At 72.2% G+C, this 19,506-nt stretch carries 18 protein-coding genes; 3 read left to right on the plus strand and 15 right to left on the minus strand.

Going from position 1 to position 19,506, the window contains the following annotated elements; genetic code table 11:
* Positions 1-25: 25 nt before the first annotated feature.
* The 14 genes from ruvA to pgsA all read right to left on the minus strand — a co-directional run bounded on the left by ruvA (position 26) and on the right by pgsA (position 12,802).
* The gene (gene ruvA, locus BMX74_RS35975; protein WP_091104993.1) at positions 26-646 is read right to left on the minus strand and encodes a Holliday junction branch migration protein RuvA; all 621 of its coding nucleotides are present in this window, start codon (positions 644-646) and stop codon (positions 26-28) included.
* Positions 643-1,173, minus strand: coding sequence for a crossover junction endodeoxyribonuclease RuvC (ruvC, locus tag BMX74_RS35980; RefSeq protein ID WP_055506284.1), 531 nt, complete (start codon positions 1,171-1,173; stop codon positions 643-645). The genes ruvA and ruvC overlap by 4 nt, the downstream gene beginning before the upstream one ends.
* 126 nt (positions 1,174-1,299) lie before the next feature.
* Complete coding sequence (locus BMX74_RS35985) at positions 1,300-2,442, minus strand: GNAT family N-acetyltransferase (RefSeq protein ID WP_055506285.1); 1,143 nt, start codon at positions 2,440-2,442, stop codon at positions 1,300-1,302.
* Positions 2,443-2,520: 78 nt separating this feature from the next.
* Entirely contained in the window at positions 2,521-3,273 is a 753-nt protein-coding gene (locus BMX74_RS35990) for a YebC/PmpR family DNA-binding transcriptional regulator (protein WP_055505559.1), read from the minus strand.
* Positions 3,274-3,276: 3 nt separating this feature from the next.
* Entirely contained in the window at positions 3,277-3,855 is a 579-nt protein-coding gene (gene pdxT, locus BMX74_RS35995; RefSeq protein WP_055505560.1) for a pyridoxal 5'-phosphate synthase glutaminase subunit PdxT, read from the minus strand.
* An 89-nt stretch (positions 3,856-3,944) separates the two neighbouring features.
* Positions 3,945-5,141 carry an MFS transporter gene (locus tag BMX74_RS36000; RefSeq protein ID WP_082535259.1) on the minus strand — a complete coding sequence of 399 codons (1,197 nt, stop codon included), beginning with the start codon at positions 5,139-5,141 and terminating at the stop codon, positions 3,945-3,947.
* A gap of 31 nt (positions 5,142-5,172) precedes the next feature.
* On the minus strand, positions 5,173-5,595 hold the full coding sequence (locus BMX74_RS36005) for a MarR family winged helix-turn-helix transcriptional regulator (RefSeq protein WP_055505561.1): 423 nt from the start codon (positions 5,593-5,595) through the stop codon (positions 5,173-5,175).
* 85 nt (positions 5,596-5,680) lie between these two features.
* On the minus strand, positions 5,681-7,363 hold the full coding sequence (locus BMX74_RS36010) for an alkaline phosphatase D family protein (protein ID WP_091104995.1): 1,683 nt from the start codon (positions 7,361-7,363) through the stop codon (positions 5,681-5,683).
* 161 nt (positions 7,364-7,524) lie between these two features.
* Entirely contained in the window at positions 7,525-8,430 is a 906-nt protein-coding gene (pdxS, locus tag BMX74_RS36015; protein ID WP_055505562.1) for a pyridoxal 5'-phosphate synthase lyase subunit PdxS, read from the minus strand.
* A 122-nt stretch (positions 8,431-8,552) separates the two neighbouring features.
* Positions 8,553-9,566: a DUF3048 domain-containing protein gene (locus tag BMX74_RS36020; protein ID WP_236714912.1), complete on the minus strand. Its 1,014-nt coding sequence runs from the start codon at positions 9,564-9,566 to the stop codon at positions 8,553-8,555.
* Between the two features lie 62 nt (positions 9,567-9,628).
* On the minus strand, positions 9,629-10,171 hold the full coding sequence (locus tag BMX74_RS46020; protein WP_055505564.1) for a hypothetical protein: 543 nt from the start codon (positions 10,169-10,171) through the stop codon (positions 9,629-9,631).
* A complete protein-coding gene (locus BMX74_RS36030; RefSeq protein ID WP_091104996.1) occupies positions 10,168-11,298 on the minus strand; it encodes a glycosyltransferase family 4 protein in 1,131 nt (376 codons plus the stop codon). Before BMX74_RS36030 ends, BMX74_RS46020 begins: the two co-directional genes overlap by 4 nt.
* Positions 11,295-12,203 (minus strand): phosphatidylinositol mannoside acyltransferase, encoded by a 909-nt coding sequence (locus tag BMX74_RS36035; protein WP_091104998.1) that lies wholly within the window; start codon positions 12,201-12,203, stop codon positions 11,295-11,297. Before BMX74_RS36035 ends, BMX74_RS36030 begins: the two co-directional genes overlap by 4 nt.
* Positions 12,200-12,802 (minus strand): phosphatidylinositol phosphate synthase, encoded by a 603-nt coding sequence (gene pgsA / locus BMX74_RS36040; protein WP_055505566.1) that lies wholly within the window; start codon positions 12,800-12,802, stop codon positions 12,200-12,202. The genes BMX74_RS36035 and pgsA overlap by 4 nt, the downstream gene beginning before the upstream one ends.
* Positions 12,803-12,963: 161 nt before the next feature.
* Between pgsA and BMX74_RS36045 the strand changes: the two genes are divergently transcribed.
* Positions 12,964-15,111, plus strand: coding sequence for an elongation factor G-like protein EF-G2 (locus BMX74_RS36045; protein ID WP_055506289.1), 2,148 nt, complete (start codon positions 12,964-12,966; stop codon positions 15,109-15,111).
* Positions 15,112-15,249: 138 nt separating this feature from the next.
* Positions 15,250-16,839 (plus strand): glycoside hydrolase family 10-like protein, encoded by a 1,590-nt coding sequence (locus tag BMX74_RS36050; protein ID WP_091104999.1) that lies wholly within the window; start codon positions 15,250-15,252, stop codon positions 16,837-16,839.
* 176 nt (positions 16,840-17,015) lie between these two features.
* Here the strand turns inward: BMX74_RS36050 and BMX74_RS36055 are convergent, their stop codons facing one another.
* Entirely contained in the window at positions 17,016-18,311 is a 1,296-nt protein-coding gene (locus tag BMX74_RS36055; RefSeq protein WP_091105001.1) for an aminotransferase-like domain-containing protein, read from the minus strand.
* 86 nt (positions 18,312-18,397) lie between these two features.
* Here BMX74_RS36055 and BMX74_RS36060 point away from each other — a divergent pair, with 86 nt between their 5' ends.
* The gene (locus BMX74_RS36060; protein ID WP_236714913.1) at positions 18,398-19,297 is read left to right on the plus strand and encodes a branched-chain amino acid transaminase; all 900 of its coding nucleotides are present in this window, start codon (positions 18,398-18,400) and stop codon (positions 19,295-19,297) included.
* Positions 19,298-19,506 lie beyond the last annotated feature (209 nt).

Genomic DNA, 19,506 nt, shown 5'->3' on the forward strand with positions numbered 1-19,506 from the left:
CCCGCCCGGACGCTCGGGTGGGCGGTCATCGGACGCTCAGGGCCCGCAGCGCCGCCTTGAGCAGCGCGGCGATCTGGGGCTGGCGGCCCGCGGCGAGGTCGGCGTCGGCCTGCGGCTCGACGGCGGCGACCGCCTCGTCGGCGTCCTTGCCGGAGTAGCCCAGCCCGACCAGGCCCGAGTGGACCTGCTCGCGCCACAGCGCCGCCCGCGTCTCGCCGTGCAGCGCCGCCGTGACGGCCTCCTCGGGCGTGCCGAGGCGGTCCTTCAGTTCGAGGACGATGCGCTGGGCGCCCTTCTGGCCGATGCCGGGCACCTTCGTGAGCGCCTTCAGGTCGGCGCTCGCCACGGCGACGCGCAGCGCGTTCGGCGTGTGGACGGCGAGCATGGACAGCGCCAGCTTCGGGCCCACGCCGCTCGCGGTCTGGAGCAGCTCGAACACGGCCCGCTCGTCGTCGGTGGCGAAGCCGTACAGGGTGAGCGACTCCTCGCGCACCACCAGGGACGTGGCCAGGCGGGCCTGCTCGCCCACCCGGAGCGTGGCCAGGGTGCCCGGCGTGCAGTGGGTCAGGACGCCCACGCCGCCGACCTCGATCACCGCGGCGTCGGGGGCGATGGCCGCCACCGTGCCGTTCACCGACGCGATCACCGCGTGACGTCCTTCCGCGCGGCCCTGGCGACCGCCTGGGCGAGGCGGTGCTGGACGCCGCCGCGCCAGACGTGGCAGATGGCCAGGGCGAGCGCGTCGGCGGCGTCGGCGGGCTTGGGCATCTCGGTCAGGCGCAGCAGGCGGGTGACCATCGCGCCGATCTGCTTCTTGTCGGCGGTGCCGCTGCCGGTGACGGCCGCCTTCACCTCGGACGGCGTGTGCAGCGCGACCGGCAGCCCGCGCCTGGCGGCGCACAGCACGGCGATGCCGGCCGCCTGGGCGGTGCCCATCACGGTGCGGACGTTGTGCTGGCTGAACACCCGCTCGACCGCCACGGCGTCGGGCCTGACGTCGTCGAGCCACTGCTCGATGCCCGCCTCGATGCCGACCAGGCGGCTGCCGAGCTCCTCGTCGGCCCCGGTGCGCACCACGCCGACCGCCACCAGCTTCAGCGGCGCGCCCGGACGCCCCTCGACCGCCCCCAGGCCGCACCGGGTCAGCCCCGGGTCGACGCCCATCACGCGCACCGGCACGCCCTCCCCTGTCGCCGAACATCTGTTCGGCACAGGACTTTACCCCGGCGGCGACGCCCCGCGCACCGTGAAACGCGAGAGGAGGCCGCCCGGTGCGGCGGCCTCCTCTCGGGAGGCGGGTCAGAAGTAGTCGAGCATGTGGGGCCTGGCGGCGAAGACGGCGTCGAGGAGCTCGTCGTGCCGGTCGTCGCCCGTCAGCAGGCCGCTCAGGCGCAGCGTGGACGTCGGCACGCCCGCGTACAGCGCGGAGAATCCGTTGACCGTCATGGCGGGCCCGTCGCCCGTGGACGGGGTGGCGGCGCCGGACCCGCCGGAGAACGCCAGCCGCCACGTGCCGCCGCCCCTGAGCGGGTCGTCGACCCTGATCACGGCCTCCCCGCCGACGACGGACGGGTAGCCCCTGCGCTCCACGGCGGCCGGCACGTCGAGGACGCGGAACATCCAGCGCCTCTGCTCGACGACGTCCTTCGAACGCTCGCGCAGCAGCCACAGCACCGGGTCGTCGGGGGCGAGCGCCGCGGTTACCTTGCCGGCGACCGTGGACGCGCTTCCGACCATCGACCACAGGGCCCGCGCGGTCTCCTCGGAGCCCGCGACGAGGTTGTCGACGACGATGTCGCCGTCCTGCCAGCGGTAGACGACGAAGCCGTCGTCGGCCAGGTACAGGAAGTCGTCCTCGTTGGCGAGCCAGACGCCCCAGGTGTGCTCGTCCCACGAGACCGGGCCGCTCGCGCGCGAGGCGGCGTGGACGCGGTGCAGCACCGCGATCACCTCGGCGGCGTCGGCGGCGCCCATCCTGCGGAGCTTGACCTGCGCGGACGGGCGGATCTCGCGCAGCGCGGCGGTGGGCAGCGTCACGACGTGCTGGGCGCCGGCGTGCTCGTACCCCACGGCGCGGTAGAGGGGCGTGGTGGCCGGGTAGAGCGCCGAGACGGCGTCGCCGAGCGCGGCGGCCCTGTCGACGACGGCACGCATGATCGCGGTGCCGACGCCGCGCCCGCGGTCCTCGGGGTTGACGGTGACGCCGGCGACACCGGCCATCGGCTGGGGCCTGCCGTGCCACCACTGCGTGAACCGGCGCAGCCGGGCGGAGGCGGCCAGCCTGGCGCCGTCGAACACGCCGAGGTAGCGGCCCTCGTCGAGCGTGGGCCCGACCGCCTTCCTCCATCTCTCGGCGTCGGAGGCGGAGATGGGGCCGAAGGAGCGTTTGCGGAGGTCGAGGACGTCGTCGAGGTCATCGGGAGTGAGGTCACGGATTTCCACGATGCACAACCTACGCAGTGCTCCCGGCGGCCCGCGAACGATTAACGGCGACGGCGGGCCGCCGGCCGGGGGCGCCGGTCAGGCCTCGATCGCCGCCAGGATCTCGTCGGAGACGTCGAAGTTGGCGAAGACGTTCTGGACGTCGTCGCTGTCCTCCAGCGCGTCGATGAGGCGGAACACCTTCTTGGCGCCCTCCTCGTCGAGCGGCACGGTCATGGTGGGCACGAAGCTCGACTCGGCGGAGTCGTAGTCGATGCCGGCCTCCTGCAGCGCCTTGCGGACCGGGACGAGGTCGCCGGCCTCGGACAGCACCTCGAAGGAGTCGCCGAGGTCGTTGACCTCCTCGGCGCCCGCGTCGAGCACCGCCATGAGCACGGTGTCCTCGTCGAGGCCGTTCTTGGGGACGATCACGACGCCCTTGCGGTTGAACATGTACGACACCGAGCCGGGGTCGGCCAGCGAGCCGCCGTTGCGGGTGAGCGCCACCCTGACCTCGGAGGCGGCGCGGTTGCGGTTGTCGGTGAGGCACTCGATGAGCACCGCGACCCCGCCCGGCGCGTAGCCCTCGTACATGATGGTCTGCCAGTCGGCGCCGCCGGCCTCGAGGCCGCCGCCGCGCTTGCGCGCCCGCTCGATGTTGTCGTTGGGCACGGAGTTCTTCTTCGCCTTGAAGATGGCGTCGAAGAGAGTGGGGTTGGCGTCCGGGTCGGGGCCGCCGGTCCGTGCCGCCACTTCGATGTTCTTGATGAGCTTGGCGAACAGCTTGCCGCGCTTGGCGTCGAGCGCGGCCTTCTTGTGCTTCGTCGTCGCCCATTTGGAGTGGCCGGACATTCCCTAGAGCTCCCTCACCATGTCTACGAAGTAACGGTGCACGCGAGTGTCCCCGGTCAGCTCGGGGTGGAACGACGTCGCGAGCAGCGGCCCTTGACGGACCGCGACGATCCTATCTCCAGGCTCGGCCCTGCCCAGCACCTCGACGCCGGCGCCGACCGATTCGACCCACGGTGCCCTGATGAAGATGGCGCGTACGCGCTCTCCGGCGAAGTCCAGATCGGACTCGAAGGAGTCGACCTGGCGGCCGAAGGCGTTGCGCCTGACGACCATGTCGATGCCGCCGATGGTCTGCTGGCCCTCGATGCCGTCCTGGATCCTGTCGGCCAGCATGATCATGCCGGCGCAGGAGCCGTAGGCGGGCATGCCTTCCTTGATCCGCACGCGCAGGGGTTCGAGCAGGTCGAAGATGTCGGCCAGCTTCCACATGGTGGTGGACTCGCCGCCGGGGATGACCAGGCCGTCGACCGCGTCCAGCTCGGCGGGCCTGCGGACGGTGATGGCCGTGGCGCCCGACTCCTGAAGCATGCGCGCGTGTTCGCGCACGTCTCCCTGGAGAGCGAGCACACCGATCGTGGGCACAGTCGATCCTTCCGTCTGGGTGCGGGTTTTCCGACAATTCAACACCAGGAGGGGCCCGTGTCTTCCGACGGGCCCCTCCTGGTTGACGCTCACGCCGCCGGAGAGGGGGCGGGCTCGACCCTGGCGAGGGTGCTGAGGTGGTGGCGCCTGGCGTGCAGGACGCCCATGCCGGCCAGGCAGCACAGGGCGCCGAGCAGGTACGGGACGGCGGTGCCGACGTCCTCGCCGAGCTTGGTGGCGACGAACGGGGCGAGGGCGCCGCCCATCCAGCGGACGAAGTTGTACCCGGCCGAGGCGACGGGCCTCGGGGCGTCGGAGACCTCCATCGCGGACTCGGTGAAGACGGTGTTGTTGAGCCCGATGGGGATGCCGGACAGGACGGTGAACACGATGATCCCCGCGTGGCCGGACAGCGCGATGCCGATCTGGAGGACGGCGAGCAGGGCCAGCGACAGGTGCAGCACGTTGACGCGGCCGATCCTGCGCTGGAGCGGCGGCGCGCCGAACACCGACGACAGCGCCACGCACACGCCCCAGCCGAAGAAGACCGCCCCGATGCCGTACGGGGACATGCCGAGGATGAACGGGGTGAAGGCGAGGATCGTGAAGAACGCGAAGTTGTAGAACAGCGCGGTGAACGCGGTGGTGGACAGGCCGCCGTGGGCGAGGGCCCGCAGCGGGGCGCTGAGCTTCGTCTTCACGGCGGGCCTGGCGGCCGGCCGCAGCAGCGTGGCGATGAGCACGAAGCCCACGGCCATGAGGGTGGCGGTGCCGAAGAACGGGGCGCGCCAGTTCCAGTCGCCGAGCAGGGCGCCGACGAGGGGTCCCGCGGAGATGCCGAGGCCGAGCGCGGCCTCGTACAGGATGATGGCGGACTCCGCGCCGCCGCTGGCCGCGCCGACGATGACGGCGAGCGCGGTGGCCACGAACAGGGCGTTGCCGAGGCCCCAGCCGGCGCGGAAGCCGACCAGTTCGGCGACGCCGGTGGAGGTGCCGGCGAGGGCGGCGAAGACGACGACCAGCGCGAGGCCGGCCAGCAGGGTCCGCTTGCCGCCGATGCGGCTGGAGACCCATCCGGTGACGAGCATGGCGATGGCCGTCACGAGGAAGTAGCTGGTGAACAGCAGCGACACCTGGCTGGGCGTGGCCTTCAGCCCCTGGGCGATGGAGGGGAGGATGGGGTCGACCAGGCCGATGCCCATGAAGGCGACGACCGCGGCGAACGCGGTGGCCCAGACGGACATGGGCTGGCGCAGGATTCCCCCGGTGGACCCCTGGGATGTCATGGTGCTCCTTCTCTGAGATCGGCTCGCGGGTTCAGCTGCGGCCGAGCTTGGCCAGGACGGGCAGGGCGGCGGCGAGCGTCGCGCGCTCCTCGGGCGTCAGGGCGTCCAGCTCGCCGGTGAGGCGGGCGAGCCTGGCCCGCCGGACGGCCAGCAGCCGGTCGCGGCCCTCGGTGGTGAGCTCGACGGTCCTGACGCGGGCGTCGGCGGGGTCGCTCCCCCGCGCCACCAGGCCGGCGTCCTCCAGCCTGTTGATCTGGACGGTCATGGTGGGCAGCTGCACGGCGTGCTCCTCGGCGAGCTCGGTCATGCGGCGGGGGCCGTGTTCGAGCGAGCCGAGCACCGAGTACTGCTGGCTGGTGATGGGCTGGCCCGCGGTGGTGCGCCTGAGCAGGAAGACGAGGTGGCGCAGGACCGCGGAGACCTGCTCCGCGAGGTGGGTGGGATCGTCCGACATACTTAGCACAACTAACTTAGCCTGACTAATATTCCGGGCGAAGAAGGGGGCGGCACCCCCACTGGGGTACCGCCCCGCACACCCGTCAGGGGCGCTCGGTCTCCAGGCGGACCGTCTCCTCCACCGTCACCTCGTGCGCGGCCCTGAGGCCCTGGTCGAGCGGGCGCAGGTAGGTCTGCCGCACGCCGGGCACCCGGTCCTCCACCACGAACGTGGCCCGCGTGTACACCTCCGCGCCCGGCTCGCGCACGGTCGGCACCACCTTGAAGTCGGCCGTCATGAGGTCGCGCTCGATCCTGGTGAGGACGTAGCCGCGCTGGTTGTTGTAGAACTTCAGATGCGGGTTGATCCTCAGGAACGGGTGCGCGGCCGGGTCGGAGTCGGCGCCGTCGCCGCCCGTCGAGATCGAGGTGGCCACCAGCTCCGCGCCCACCGACGGGCCCGTCGGGTCGTCGTAGTCGAGCTTGAGGTCGCTCGCCCAGTGCGCGTGCACGTCGCCGGTGAGCACCACGGGGTTGCGCACCTGCGCGTCGATCCAGCCCTGCGTGATGCGCCGGCGCGAGGCGACGTAGCCGTCCCAGGCGTCCTGGCTGGTCACCTTGGCCGGGCCGGCGTTGTTGTCGCGCTGGGCGAAGAACACCTGCTGCCCGATGACGTCCCACTGGGCGCGGGAGTGGCGGAAGCCGTCGAGCAGCCACGCCTCCTGCTCGGCGCCGGTGATCGACCTGTTCGGGTCGACGGCGGCGGGGCAGTCCTTGTAGCCGTCGCCGCAGCCCTGGTCGTCGCGGTACTGGCGGGTGTCGAGCATGTGGAAGGTGGCCGTCCTCCCCCAGCGGATGCGCCGGTAGAGCTGCATGTCGACGCCGCGCGGGATGGAGGTGCGGCGCAGCGGCATGTTCTCGTAGTACGCGCGGAAGGCCGCCTCGCGGCGGGTCAGGAAGCCCGGCTGCGGGATCTCGGGCTTCTCCGGCACCTCGTCGGCCCAGTTGTTGTCGAGCTCGTGGTCGTCCCAGACCACCAGCCAGGGCGCGGCGGCGTGCGCGGCCTGCAGGTCGGGGTCGGCCTTGTACTGGGCGTGGCGCTGGCGGTAATTGGCCAGCGTCTCGGTCTCGGGGCCCTCGTGGTGGCGGACGTTGCCGCCGGGGATGGTGTAGGTGTTCCTCGTGTACTCGTACTGGTAGTCGCCGAGGTGCAGGATCAGGTCGGGGTGCTCCTCGGCCAGCCTGCGGTACGAGGTGAAGTAGCCGTGCTCGTACTGGGCGCAGGAGACGAACGCCATCGCGAGGGGGCCGCCGTACGACAGCGGGTGGGGCGCGGTGCGGGCGCGGCCGACGGGCGAGACGTACGGCCCGACGCGGAAGCGGTACCAGTACTCCCGGTCGGAGCTGAGCCCCTGCACCTCGACGTGGACGCTGTGCCCCCACTCCGGCACGGCGGCGGCCACCCCGGCGCGGACGACGCGGCGGCAGCGCTCGTCGGCGTACACCTGCCACTGCACGGGGAACGGCCGCTGGGGCATGCCGCCGAACCCGTCCTCGGCCAGCGGCTGCTGGGCGAGCCTGGTCCACAGCACGAAGCCCTCGTGGTCGGGGTCGCCGCAGGCCACCCCGAGCGTGAACGGGTCGGTGGTCAGGCCGCGCGAGGCGAGGGTCTGCGCCGTCTCGGCGGCCGGGTCCTGGTCGTCGGCGCGGGCGGCGGCGGGAACGGCGGCGGCGGCGCCCGCCGCCAGCCCGGTGACGAGGAAGTGGCGGCGGTTCAGGTTCGGCACGGATGCTCCTCGGGACGATCAAGGCTGAGGGACGCCCGTAGCCTGACTGAAGATCATGGCTCCCGAGTGAACATCCGGCGACACGCGAGAGGCGACATCCTTCGTGGATGCCGCCTCCGCGGAAAACAACCGCCGTCAGCCGGACGGGACTCCGGCTCCCGTCACCAGCCGCGCTCGGCCAGCCGGTGCGGCTGCGGGATCTCGTCGACGTTGATGCCGACCATGGCCTCGCCCAGGCCGCGCGAGACCTTGGCGACGACGTCGGGGTCGTCGTGGAAGGTGGTGGCCTTGACGATGGCCGCCGCCCGCTTGGCCGGGTCGCCCGACTTGAAGATGCCGGAGCCGACGAACACGCCCTCGGCGCCGAGCTGCATCATCATGGCGGCGTCGGCCGGGGTGGCGATGCCGCCCGCGGTGAACAGCACGACCGGCAGCTTGCCGGTCCTCGCGACCTCGGCGACCAGCTCGTACGGCGCCTGCAGCTCCTTGGCGGCGACGTACAGCTCGTCCTCGGGCAGGGAGGTGAGCCGCTTGATCTCGCCGCGGATCGTGCGCATGTGGGTGACGGCGTTGGACACGTCGCCGGTGCCGGCCTCGCCCTTGGAGCGGATCATGGCCGCGCCCTCGGTGATGCGGCGCATGGCCTCGCCGAGGTTGGTCGCGCCGCACACGAACGGCACGGTGAACTGCCACTTGTCGATGTGGTTGGCGTAGTCGGCCGGGGTCAGCACCTCGGACTCGTCGATGTAGTCGACGCCGAGCGACTGCAGCACCTGGGCCTCGACGAAGTGGCCGATGCGGGCCTTGGCCATGACGGGGATGGAGACGGCGCCGATGATGCCCTCGATCATGTCGGGGTCGCTCATCCTGGACACGCCGCCCTGGGCCCGGATGTCGGCGGGCACGCGCTCGAGCGCCATGACGGCGACGGCGCCGGCGTCCTCAGCGATCTTCGCCTGCTCGGGGGTGACGACGTCCATGATGACGCCGCCCTTGAGCATCTCTGCCATGCCGCGCTTGACGCGGGCCGTTCCGGTGACGGGGGTGGTTTCGGGCGTGCTGGACAACGGTCTACCTCACGGCTCTCAAGGCGAACGGTACGTACTCAACCCCATCGTAGGTCCTGACAGACCTCTCCCCCGACATGCCAAGATGTCAGCATTTTGTGCCGGAGTTGTACACCGAGGCGTCAGGGGATGACGGGCTTGCGGCTGGCGAGCGCCACCCAGACCTGGCCGGGGGCGAAGTTCATCGGCTCGCCGCTCTCCGTGGTGAACGTCGTGCCGCTGTCCTCTGATTCCCGCTCCCACCGCGCCTTGTACGCCTTCCCGTCGCGCAGCACGATCGCCGTGCCCTTGCCGGTGCTGTGGACGAGCGGGGTGTAGCTCTGGTTCTTGTCGTGGAACTCGGAGCGCTCGGTCTTGGTGTACTGGACGACGATCGTCGGGGCGCCCAGCTGCCCGCCCTCGGCGGCGATGTCCTTCTTGCCGTCCTGCCAGATCAGCCACTGCTTCTTCGCCTCCGACCAGGCGAAGGTGAAGCGCGCGGCCGGCCACTTGACGGTGAACGCCTTCTTCGGCACGCCGCCCTCGGCCGGGGCGTCGCCGAAGGTGAAGCCGATGTCCTTGGCCTTGCTCGCCTTGGGCGCCTTGGCGAGGAGCTGCTTGGTGTTGGCGAACAGGTTGTAGGGGGCGAAGCGGCCCGGCTGGCGGAAGAAGGCGCCCGGGTTGCGGGTGTCGCCGACGTCGAACAGCGACGCCTTCGCCATGAACGGCAGCATCTTCGTCTGCACGCCCGAGTAGGCGAAGGCGGGCTTGCCGAACTGCGGCACGATGTGCAGGTCGGAGATGCGGGCGCTGCGGACCGGGCCCACCTTCGGCGGCATCTTCGACGAGAAGATCGCCATGAGGCGGGTCAGCCCGGCCTCCACCTGCTCGACGTAGACGATGTCGGCGCTCTTCAGCCCGAGCTGCGGCTTGCCCGCGGAGGTGTTCTCGATCTTCACGGCGAGCACCGGGCCCAGCTCGTCGGCGGGCAGGCCGGTGAAGGGGTGGCCCTTGTCCTCCGGCGTCGGCTCCTCCGTGGGGGCCGCCGTGGCCGCCTGCGGCGCCTTGCCGGGGGCCGGCTCGTCCGAGCTACAGGCCGCGACGGGCAGCAGCACCGCCCCTGCCAGCGTCACCGTGATCATCCGGGTAAGCCGCACCTGTGCACTCCTCGCCTCTTCCGAAAAACGGGAAGAAGCTTACCGGCCCTGCAAAAATCAGGTCATTCCATTGCCATAGTCGCCGGTGGATTGTCATCGATCTCGAAGAACTGCGGGAACTCCGTGTGCCCCGCCAGCCGCAGCGTCCGCGCCAGCCAGCGCCGCTGCGCCGTACGCGTCACCCCCACCGCGTTGTTGTAGAACCGGCGCGAGTAGACCACCTTGGCCACCGCCGCGTCGAGCTCCTCCAGCAGGTCGGAGCCGCCCGGCGACTCCGACAGCCGCTCCCTGAACCGCTCCTGGTCCGCCGCGGCCCGCAGCGCCCGCGACAGGTCGCTCTCGGCGTGCTCGCGCTCCTCCGGGCCCGCCATCCGCGCCTCGTGCGCCGCCGCCGCCAGCACCAGCGACGTCGCCGGGTCGAGCAGGCGCGAGCCGGCCAGCTCCAGCACCACCGCGCGGCGCCGCATCAGCGCCGCGTCCAGCGACTCCTTGGCCAGCTCCAGCCGGATGTGCAGGCGGTCCAGCCGCCCGGCCCGCCAGGAGACGTACACGGCCATGAGCACCACGACGATGCCCACGACCAGCACCACCACGGTGGACGTCACAGGTCTTCCTCCACCCGCCCGACGCCGCCGGTGGTCACGGTCTCGTACACCCGCACCACGTCCCGCGCCACCGTCGACCAGTCGTACTTCCTGACCGCCACCAGGGCCTCCTCGGCCAGCTTGGCCCGCCGCTCGGGGGCGTCGAGCAGCGCTGCCGCCTCGCGCGCCAGCGACGCCGGGTCGCCGTTGGAGAACAGCGCGCCCGCCTGGCCCTCGCCCAGCACCTTGCGGAACGCCGGGATGTCGCTGGCCAGCACCGTCGCGCCCGACGCCATCGCCTCGGCCAGCACGATGCCGAAGCTCTCGCCCCGGGTGTTGGGCGCGCAGAACACGTCCACCGAGTGGTAGGCGCGGATCTTGTCGGCCTCGCTCACCATGCCCAGCACGGTCACGCGGTCGTGGAAGTCGCGGCGCACCCGCTCGTAGACGTCCTTCTCGTCGCCCGGCCCCGCGATGAGCAGCTTCAGCCCCGGCCGCTCGGCCGCCAGCGCGTCGAACGCCTCCAGCAGGATCGGCAGGCCCTTGCGCTCCTCGTCCATGCGGCCGAGGAAGCCGATGGTGCGGCCGTCGGGCCCCCAGCCGTCGAGCGGCTCCGCGTGGGCGTAGCGGCTCACCGTCACGCCGTTCGGGATCAGCACCGCGTCGCCGCCGAACTGCTCCACCAGGCTCTTGCGCGCCGCGTCGGACACCGCGATGCGGCCCGTCAGCTTCTCCAGCGCGCTGCGCAGCAGCGGCTCGGCCACCGCGATCGCCCGCGAGCGCGAGAACGAGGCGTGGAACGTCGCCACGATCGGGCCCTTGGCCGCCCAGCAGGCCAGCACGCCGAGGCTCGGGATCAGCGGCTCGTGGATGTGCAGCACGTCGAACTCGCCCGTACGGACCCACCGCCGCACCCGCGCCGCCGACAGGAAGCCGAACGACATGCGCGCCACCGACCCGTTGTACGGCACCGGCACCGCCCGGCCCGCGCCCGTCACGTACGGCGGCAGCTCCTCGTCGTCGGCCGCGGGCGCGATCACCGACACGTCGTGCCCCTGCGCCATCAGCGCCTGCGCCAGGTCGTCGATGTGCTGCTTCACCCCGCCGGGGACGTCCCAGGTGTAGGGGCAGACGATGCCGATCCTCATCGGGACAGGTCCTCCAGCCAGAGCCGCTGCAGCATGTGCCAGTCCTCGGGGTGCTCGGCGATGCCCTTCTCGAAGACGTCGACCAGGCTCTGCGCCACGGCCGCCACCTTCTCCTGCCTGGTGCCCTCGGCCGGCACCGGCACCTCCTCGTGGATGTCGATGCCCCAGTCGTCGCCGTCGAAGTAGACGACGGCGGGCAGCAGCGCCGCGCCCGTCTGCACCGCCAGCAGCGGCGGCCCCGCGGGGACCTTGGTGGCCGCGCCGAAGAAGCGCACCTCCACGCCGCTCCTGGTCAGGTCGCGCTCGGCCGGCAGGCACACCACGCCACCCTTGCGCAGCCGGGTGGCGAGGGTGCCGAAGTTGTGGCCGTCGCCGCCGGTCAGCGGCAGCACCTCCATGCCGAGGCCCTCGCGGAAGGCGACGTACCTGCGGAACAGCGACTCGGGCCGCAGCCGCTCCGCCACCGTGGTGAACGGGTGGCCCACCGCCACCAGCCAGGCGCCCGCCTGGTCCCAGTTGCCCATGTGCGGCAGCGCCAGCACCACGCCCCGGCCGGACGCCACCGTGTCGTGGACGTGCTCCGCGCCGGTGACGTGGGTGCGCCGCACGATCTCGTCCCTGTCCATGCGCGGCAGCCGGAAGATCTCGTGGAAGTAGCGGAAGTACGAGCGCATGCCCGCCCTGCTCAGCTCGCGCAGCTCGGCGCCGTCGGCGTCGAGGCCCGTCACCCTGGACAGGTTCGACTCCAGGCGCTGCACGGACTTCCCCCGCCCGCGCCAGACGCGGTCGGCCATCAGGCGGAACACCGCCGCCGTCGGCCGCTGCGGCAGCAGCGGCACCAGCGCCCAGCCCGCCGCGAAGCCCGCGGCCATCACGCGATCGCCGATGGAGACCTTCTCGCTCATCGCTTCCTCGTCTGCCGGTACACATGGACGACCCGCTGCACCACGGTGACCGTGCTCGCCGCCGCGAGCAGCCACATCCCGGCCGGCAGCACGTACGGCACGCCGAGCCCGGACAGGAACGCCGCCACCAGCGCCACGACCAGCCGCTCCGGCCGCTCCGCGAGGCCCACGTCGCACGTGAGCCCGAGCCCCTCGGCCCTCGCCTTGGCGTAGGAGACCAGCGCGCCCGAGACGAGGCAGGCGAGCGTCACCCCGGCCATCAGCGTGTCGCCTCGGGAGACGAAATACAAGATCAGGCCGGCGAAGATGGCGGCGTCGGCCACCCGGTCGAGCGTGGAGTCGAGGAACGCCCCCCAGGTGGTGCCCCCCTTACCGCCGAGCCGCGCGACCACGCCGTCGAGCAGGTCGAACAGCACGAAGACGGTGATCACCAGGGCGCCCGCGGCGAGCAGGCCCATGGGGAAGAAGAGCAGGGCGGAGACGACGGTGCCGAGGGTGCCGATCGCCGTGACGGCGTCGGGGCCGATCCCGTGGCCGGCGAGAGCCCTGCCCAGCGGGGTGAGTATCCGGGTCACGGCCGGGCGCAGGAGTTTGAGCATCGCCGTCGATCGTAGGCCATCACCGGGGTGAGGACTTTCTTTGCCCCGCACCCCTTGTGATATCCGCCACAGGGGTATTTGGTGAACACACCGCGTCCATGCGGTCCGTCACCCTCCGCGCGGGCGCGGCGTTGGATCAGACCGACGACGCGGGAGGCGATGTGGCGGAGAGAAACACGGGCGGCGCTGCGGGAGCCGCGGGCAGGGCGCCCTCGGCCGACCGGGCGGACGCGATACGCAACGTCGTGCTGGTCGGCCACTCGGGAGCGGGCAAGACCACCCTGGTCGAGCAGTTGCTGGCCGCCACCGGCACCATCCAGCGGCCGGGCCGGGTGGAGGACGGCAGCACGGTCAGCGACTTCGACGAGGTCGAGGTCAGGCAGCAGCGGTCGGTCAACCTGACGGTCGCGCCGATCGTCCACAACGGCGTCAAGATCAACCTCCTGGACACGCCCGGCTACGCGGACTTCGTGGGCGACCTGCGGGCCGGCCTGCGGGCCGCCGACGCCGCGCTGTTCGTCGTGTCGGCGTCCGACGGCGTCGACGGCCTCACCCAGATGCTGTGGGAGGAGTGCGCCCACGTCGGAATGCCGAGGGCCGTCGTCATCACCAAGATCGACCACCAGCGGGCCGACTTCGACGAGGTGCTCGCCATCTGCCAGGACGCCTTCGGCGACGGCGTCGCGCCGCTGTACCTGCCGGTCGTCACCAACGGTCACGTCAACGGCCTCATCGGGCTGCTGACGCAGAAGTTCTACAACTACACCGGCGGCGGACGCGCCGAGAAGGAGCCGGGAGCCGAGTACGAGGCGCAGATCGAGGCCTACCGGGGCTCGCTCATCGAGGGGATCATCCAGGAGAGCGAGGACGAGTCGCTCATGGACCGCTACCTCGCCGGCGAGCCCATCGACACCAAGGTCCTCATCCAGGACCTGGAGAAGGCCGTGGCGCGCGGAAGCTTCTACCCGGTGCTGTGCACCGGCGTGGGGCCCGGCGGGTTCGTGGGGGCCGCCGAGCTGCTGGAGGGCGTCACGCAGGGCTTCCCCTCGCCGCTGGAGCACCCGCTCCCCGAGATCACCGACCTTGAGGGCAAGCCGGTCAAGGGCGTCACGTGCGACCCGGACGGCCCCCTCGTGGCCGAGGTCGTCAAGACCACCAGCGACCCGTACGTCGGCCGCATCAGCCTGGTCCGCGTCTTCTCCGGCACGCTGCGCCCCGACATGACGGTGCACGTCTCCGGCCACGGCCTGGCCGAGCGCGGCCACGAGGACCACGACGTGGACGAGCGCATCGGCACGCTGTCCTGCCCGCTCGGCAAGCAGCAGCGCACCGTCGGCAAGGGCGTCGCCGGCGACATCGTGGCGGTGGCCAAGCTGTCGCGCGCCGAGACCGGCGACACGCTCTCCGAGGTGGAGCGGCCCCTGCTCATGACCGCCTGGACGATGCCCGACCCGCTGCTGCCCGTCGCGATCAGGGCGAGGTCCAAGGCCGACGAGGACAAGCTGTCGCAGGCGCTCGCCCGCCTGGTGGCCGAGGACCCGACCCTGCGGCTGGAGAACAACGCCGAGACCAAGCAGCTCGTCCTGTGGTGCATGGGCGAGGCGCACACCGACGTGCTGCTGGACCGGCTGTCCAAGCGGTACGGCGTCGAGGTGGAGCGGGTCGAGCTGCGGGTGCCGCTGCGCGAGACGTTCGGCGGCAGGTGCCAGGCGATGGGCCGCAACGTCAAGCAGACCGGCGGACACGGCCAGTACGCGATCTGCCACATCGAGGTCGAGCCGCTGCCGTCGGGCTCCGGCTTCCAGTTCGTCGACAAGATCGTCGGCGGGGTGGTGCCGCGCCAGTTCATCCCGTCCGTGGAGAAGGGCGTGCGGGCCCAGATGGAACGCGGCGTCGTCGCCGGCTACCCGATGGTGGACATCCGGGTCACCCTGTACGACGGCAAGGCCCACTCGGTGGACTCGTCCGACATGGCCTTCCAGATCGCCGGGCAGCTCGCGCTCAAGGAGGCGGCGTCCAAGGTGCCCACGCTGCTGCTCGAACCCGTGGACGAGCTGTCGGTGCTGGTCGCCGACGACTACGTGGGCTCGGTGATGTCCGACCTGAGCTCGCGGCGCGGCCGGGTGCTCGGCACCGAGCCGGTCGGCGCGGGACGCACCCTGGTCAAGGCCGAGGTGCCGCAGCTGGAGATCACCCGTTACGCCATCGACCTGCGGTCGATGTCCCACGGCACCGGCACCTTCCACCGCTCGTTCCTGCGTTACGAGCCGCTGCCGCCGCACCTGGCGGACAAGGTCGCCGCCGACTGAGACGTGACGGGAGCGCCCGGAGGCACGCGCGGACGCCGCCCTCTTGGCGCTCCCCTACGGTTGCATCACAGAAACATCACGGACTGATTTCGGTTTTTGGGGCCGGGCATGTAAGGGGCGATGCGAGACTGGGGCATTATGCGAACCGGACGCCCCCTCGCAGCCGCCACCGCTCTCGCCCTCGTCACCACCGGCGCCGCCTACCTGTTCGGGCCGGGTGCGGGAGAGAGCCCCGCGGCGAGCAGGAAGCAGACGACGACCAGCGCCACCGGCACCAGCGGCAGCACCGGGGCCGCGGAGGCGGCCGCGCCCTGCACGCCCGACCCCCGCTATCCGAAGCGCCAGCTGCGGGGCGTGTGGATCGCCACCGTGAAGAACATCGACTGGCCCTCGCGCGCCGGCCTGTCGCCGGAACGGCAGAAGGCCGACTACGTCAAGATCCTCGACAGCGCGGTCAAGCGCCGGCTCAACGCGGTGTTCGTCCAGGTGCGGCCGGCGTCCGACGCGCTCTACAAGTCGTCGCTGGAGCCGTGGTCGCAGTACCTCACGGGCACCGCGGGCAAGGACCCCGGCTGGGACCCCCTCCCGTTCCTCGTCGACGAGGCGCACAAGCGGGGCCTGGAGTTCCACGCCTGGTTCAACCCGTACCGAGCCTCCTACGACGGCAAGGCCGCCGACCTGCCCGCGAACCACCCGGCCCGCCGCCACCCCGACTGGGTGGTCAGGCACGACGGCCGCCTCTACTACAACCCGGGCCTGCCGCAGGTGCGCGACCACGTCACCAAGGTGGTCACGGACGTGGTCAGGCGCTACGACGTCGACGGGGTCCACTTCGACGACTACTTCTACCCATACCCGGGCCAGGGCGGGAGGTTCGACGACGCCGCCGCCTTCGCGAAGTACGGCAAGGGCGAGAAGCTCGCCGACTGGCGGCGCGACAACGTCGACAAGCTCATCGCCGAGGTCGACGAGGCCGTCCACCAGGCCAAGGGGTACGTCAAGTTCGGTGTCAGCCCGTTCGGCATCTGGCGCAACAAGGCCGAGGACCCATCCGGCTCCGACACGTCCGGCATGTCGGCCTACGACGCGATCTACGCCGACGCCCGCTCCTGGATCAAGCACGGCACCGTCGACTACGTCATCCCGCAGCTGTACTGGCCGCGCGGCTTCAAGGCGGCCGACTACCGCACCCTGGTCGCCTGGTGGGCCGACGCCGTCAAGGGCACCGACGTCCAGCTCTACATCGGCCAGGCGCTGTACCGCGTCGGCGCCCGCGACGACAAGTCCTGGACCAAGCCCGGCGAGCTGTCCGCGCACCTGACGTACAACCGGAAGTTCGAGCAGGTCAAGGGCGACGTCTACTTCAGCGCCAAGCAGCTGCTGACCAACCCGCTGCGGGCCATCGACCGGGTCGTCGCGGAGCACTACACCCGGCCCGCCCTGCTGCCGCTGATCAAGGGGCTCGACGGCGAGGCCCCGGCCAAGCCGGCCGGCGCCGGCGCGTCGGGGGCCACCGTGTCGTGGACGCCGTCGAAGGGGGCGCGCGCGTACGCGGTGTACCAGGAGCCGAAGTCGGGCCCCGACTGCCGTCACGACGACGCCCGGAGCCTGCTCGCCGTGGTCACGGCCCCGTCGTTCACGGCGCCCGCCCCGGGCACCTACCTCGTCACGGCGCTCGACCGGCTGCAGCACGAGAGCAAACCGGTGCGGGTGAAGGTCACCGGCTGACCCGCCCGGCCGTTCGCGAAGGGCGGCCCGCCGGAGAGGCGCCGGCGGGCCTTCGCGGCGGCCGTTGACGGCGGGCCTCCCCAGGCCGCGCCCGTGGTTTCCCGACGCCGAGCACAGTGACAGCGGCCCCCAAGCCGCGGCCGGGCGCTTCGCGACGCCGGGCACGGCCATGGTTCTCAGGCCGGCTCCCAGGCGGCGGCGAGGGCCGTCACCGCCCGGTCGAGCAGGTCGGGCGGCAGCGCGAAGCTGAGCCGCAGCCGGTCGCGGTGGCGGCCGTCCGGCGAGAACAGGGAGCCGGGCGCCACCGCCACCCCGTGCTCCCTGGCCAGTTCCGCGAACCTGTCGGTGTCGACGCCCGGCAGGCGCACCCACAGCGACAGGCCGCCCGCGGGAAGGGTCCAGCTCCAGGCGGGCAGCCGCGCGGCGAGCGCGGCGGCGAATCGGTCGCGGCGGCGGCGAATCTCCGCCAGCCAGGGGCCGGGCGGGTTGAGTTCCAGCAGGTCGGCGGCGAGCCGCTGCGAGACGGCGCTCGTCGCCAGGTCGGCGTCCAGCTTGGCCTCCACCAGCCGGGCCAGCAGCGGCTCGGGAGCCTCCAGCCAGCCCACGCGCAGCCCGCCCCACAGCACCTTCGACAGCGACCCCACGGTGATCGTGCCCTCGGGGTGCAGCGCGGCGAGCGGCTCGGGCGGCGCGCCCTCGTGGACGACGGCCGCGAGCGTCCTGTCCTCCACCAGGACGACGTCGTGCTCCCGCGCGAGCTCCGGCAGGTGCCGCAGGTCGGGCACGGCCCCCGTGGGGTTCTCCACGCCCATGGCGAACACCGCGGCCGGGCGGTACCTGTCGATCGCGCCGGCGACCGCGCCGGGCGAGGTCAGGTCCACCGCCGCCGCGTGCGCGCCGGCCCGCCGCAGCACGCTGAGCGCTCCCCCGTACGTCGGGTCGCCCACGAGCACCCGGTCGCCGGGCCGCACCAGCACGCGGACCGCCAGGTCGATGCCCTGCTGGGCGCCGCCCGTCACCAGGACGTCGCCGCCGAGCATCGCGCGCAGGCGCGGGTCGCCGAGGGCGTCGTAGCCGTGGCCGCTGGGGGCGCGCAGCAGGTCGGCGGGGTCGAGCGCGGGCATCCTCAGGTGGGAGGGGTCGGGCACGACCGACGTGGACAGGTCCGCCGGCGCCGCGCCCGCCTGGAGCAGCCCGCTGAAGGTGGGGGCGCCCAGCAGGTACGTGCCGCTGCCGTGCCGCCGCTCGCACAGGCCCTCCTCGCACAGGACGTTGAACGCCGCCGCGACCGTGCCCCTGCTCAGCCCGACCGCCTGGGCCAGCTCGCGTTCCGACGGCAGCCGCGAGCCGGGGGCGAGCAGCCCGGTCGTGGCCAGGTCGGCGAGCGCCCCGGCCAGGCGGCGGCTGGGCGTGCCCCGGTGCAGGCGCAGGCGGTCGCGGACCAGCGTGACGAGGTTCTCTTCCCTTCCCATGCCACCATTATCCCGATACTGTGCCAATTGGCGATCGATTGGCTCGGAAATATCAGCGTTCTGTGGCCACTTCTGGAGGAGACGCGGTGAAGGAATCGGACAGCATCTGGATGGACGGCGCGCTCGTGCCGTGGGCGGACGCCACGGTGCACGTGCTGTCGCACGGGCTGCACTACGGCACGGCCGTCCTGGAGGGCACCAGGGCCTTCGAGACGGCCACGGGCCCCGCCGTGTTCCGGCTCGACGAGCACCTGCGGCGGCTGTTCAGGAGCGCCGCGATGATCGGGCTGAGCATCCCGTACACGATGGACGAGCTCCGGGCCGCCACCCTTGAGACGGTGCGGGCCAACGGCCACCCGTCCTGCTACATCCGCCATCTCGTCCACCGCGGCTACGGCGAGATGGGCATCGCCGCGCGCGGCTGCCCCGTCACCGTCTCGATCGCCACCTGGGAGTGGGGCGCCCTGCTCGGCGCCGGGGTGCGGCTGATGACCAGTTCGTGGCGGCGCAACGACCACACGGTGGTGCCCACCGCGGCCAAGGCCACCGGCCCGTACCTGAACTCCGTCCTCGCCAAGTCCGAGGCGCTCGACGCCGGCTACGACGAGGCGCTGCTGCTCAACGCGTCCGGGTACGTCAGCGAGGCCACCGGGGCCAACGTCTTCGTCGTGCGCGACGGGCGGCTGTTCACCCCGCCGTCCAGCGCGGGGGCGCTGGAGGGCATCACGCAGGACACCGTGGAGCGGCTGGCCGCCGACCTCGGCGTGCCCGTGGCCAGGCAGGACCTCCTCCGCTCCGACCTGTACGCCGCCGACGAGGCGTTCCTGTGCGGCACGGCGGCCGGGATCGTCCCCGTCTTCTCGCTGGACAACCGGGAGCTGGGCGGGGCCGGGCCGATCACCGGCAAGCTGGCGGACGCGTACGACGCCGCCGTCCACGGCCGCGACGACCGCTACCGCACCTGGCTCACCCCGGTCACCACCTGACCCTCAGCCACCACCACCCGCTGAAACCCCAGCCCACCCACCTGCCCAGGAACCGGCCCACCCGCCTGCCCAGGAATCGGCCCACGCCCGGCCTCACCTGGCAGGCCGGGTACGCGCCCGGCTCACCGCCGCCGTCGCCTCACCGCGTTCGCGCCCGGCTCACCGTGTCCGCGTCCTGCTCAGCTCGCTCGCTCCCGGCGCACCTCGTC

The sequence above is a fragment of the Nonomuraea pusilla genome (genome assembly GCF_900109355.1).
GTDB lineage: Bacteria > Actinomycetota > Actinomycetes > Streptosporangiales > Streptosporangiaceae > Nonomuraea > Nonomuraea pusilla.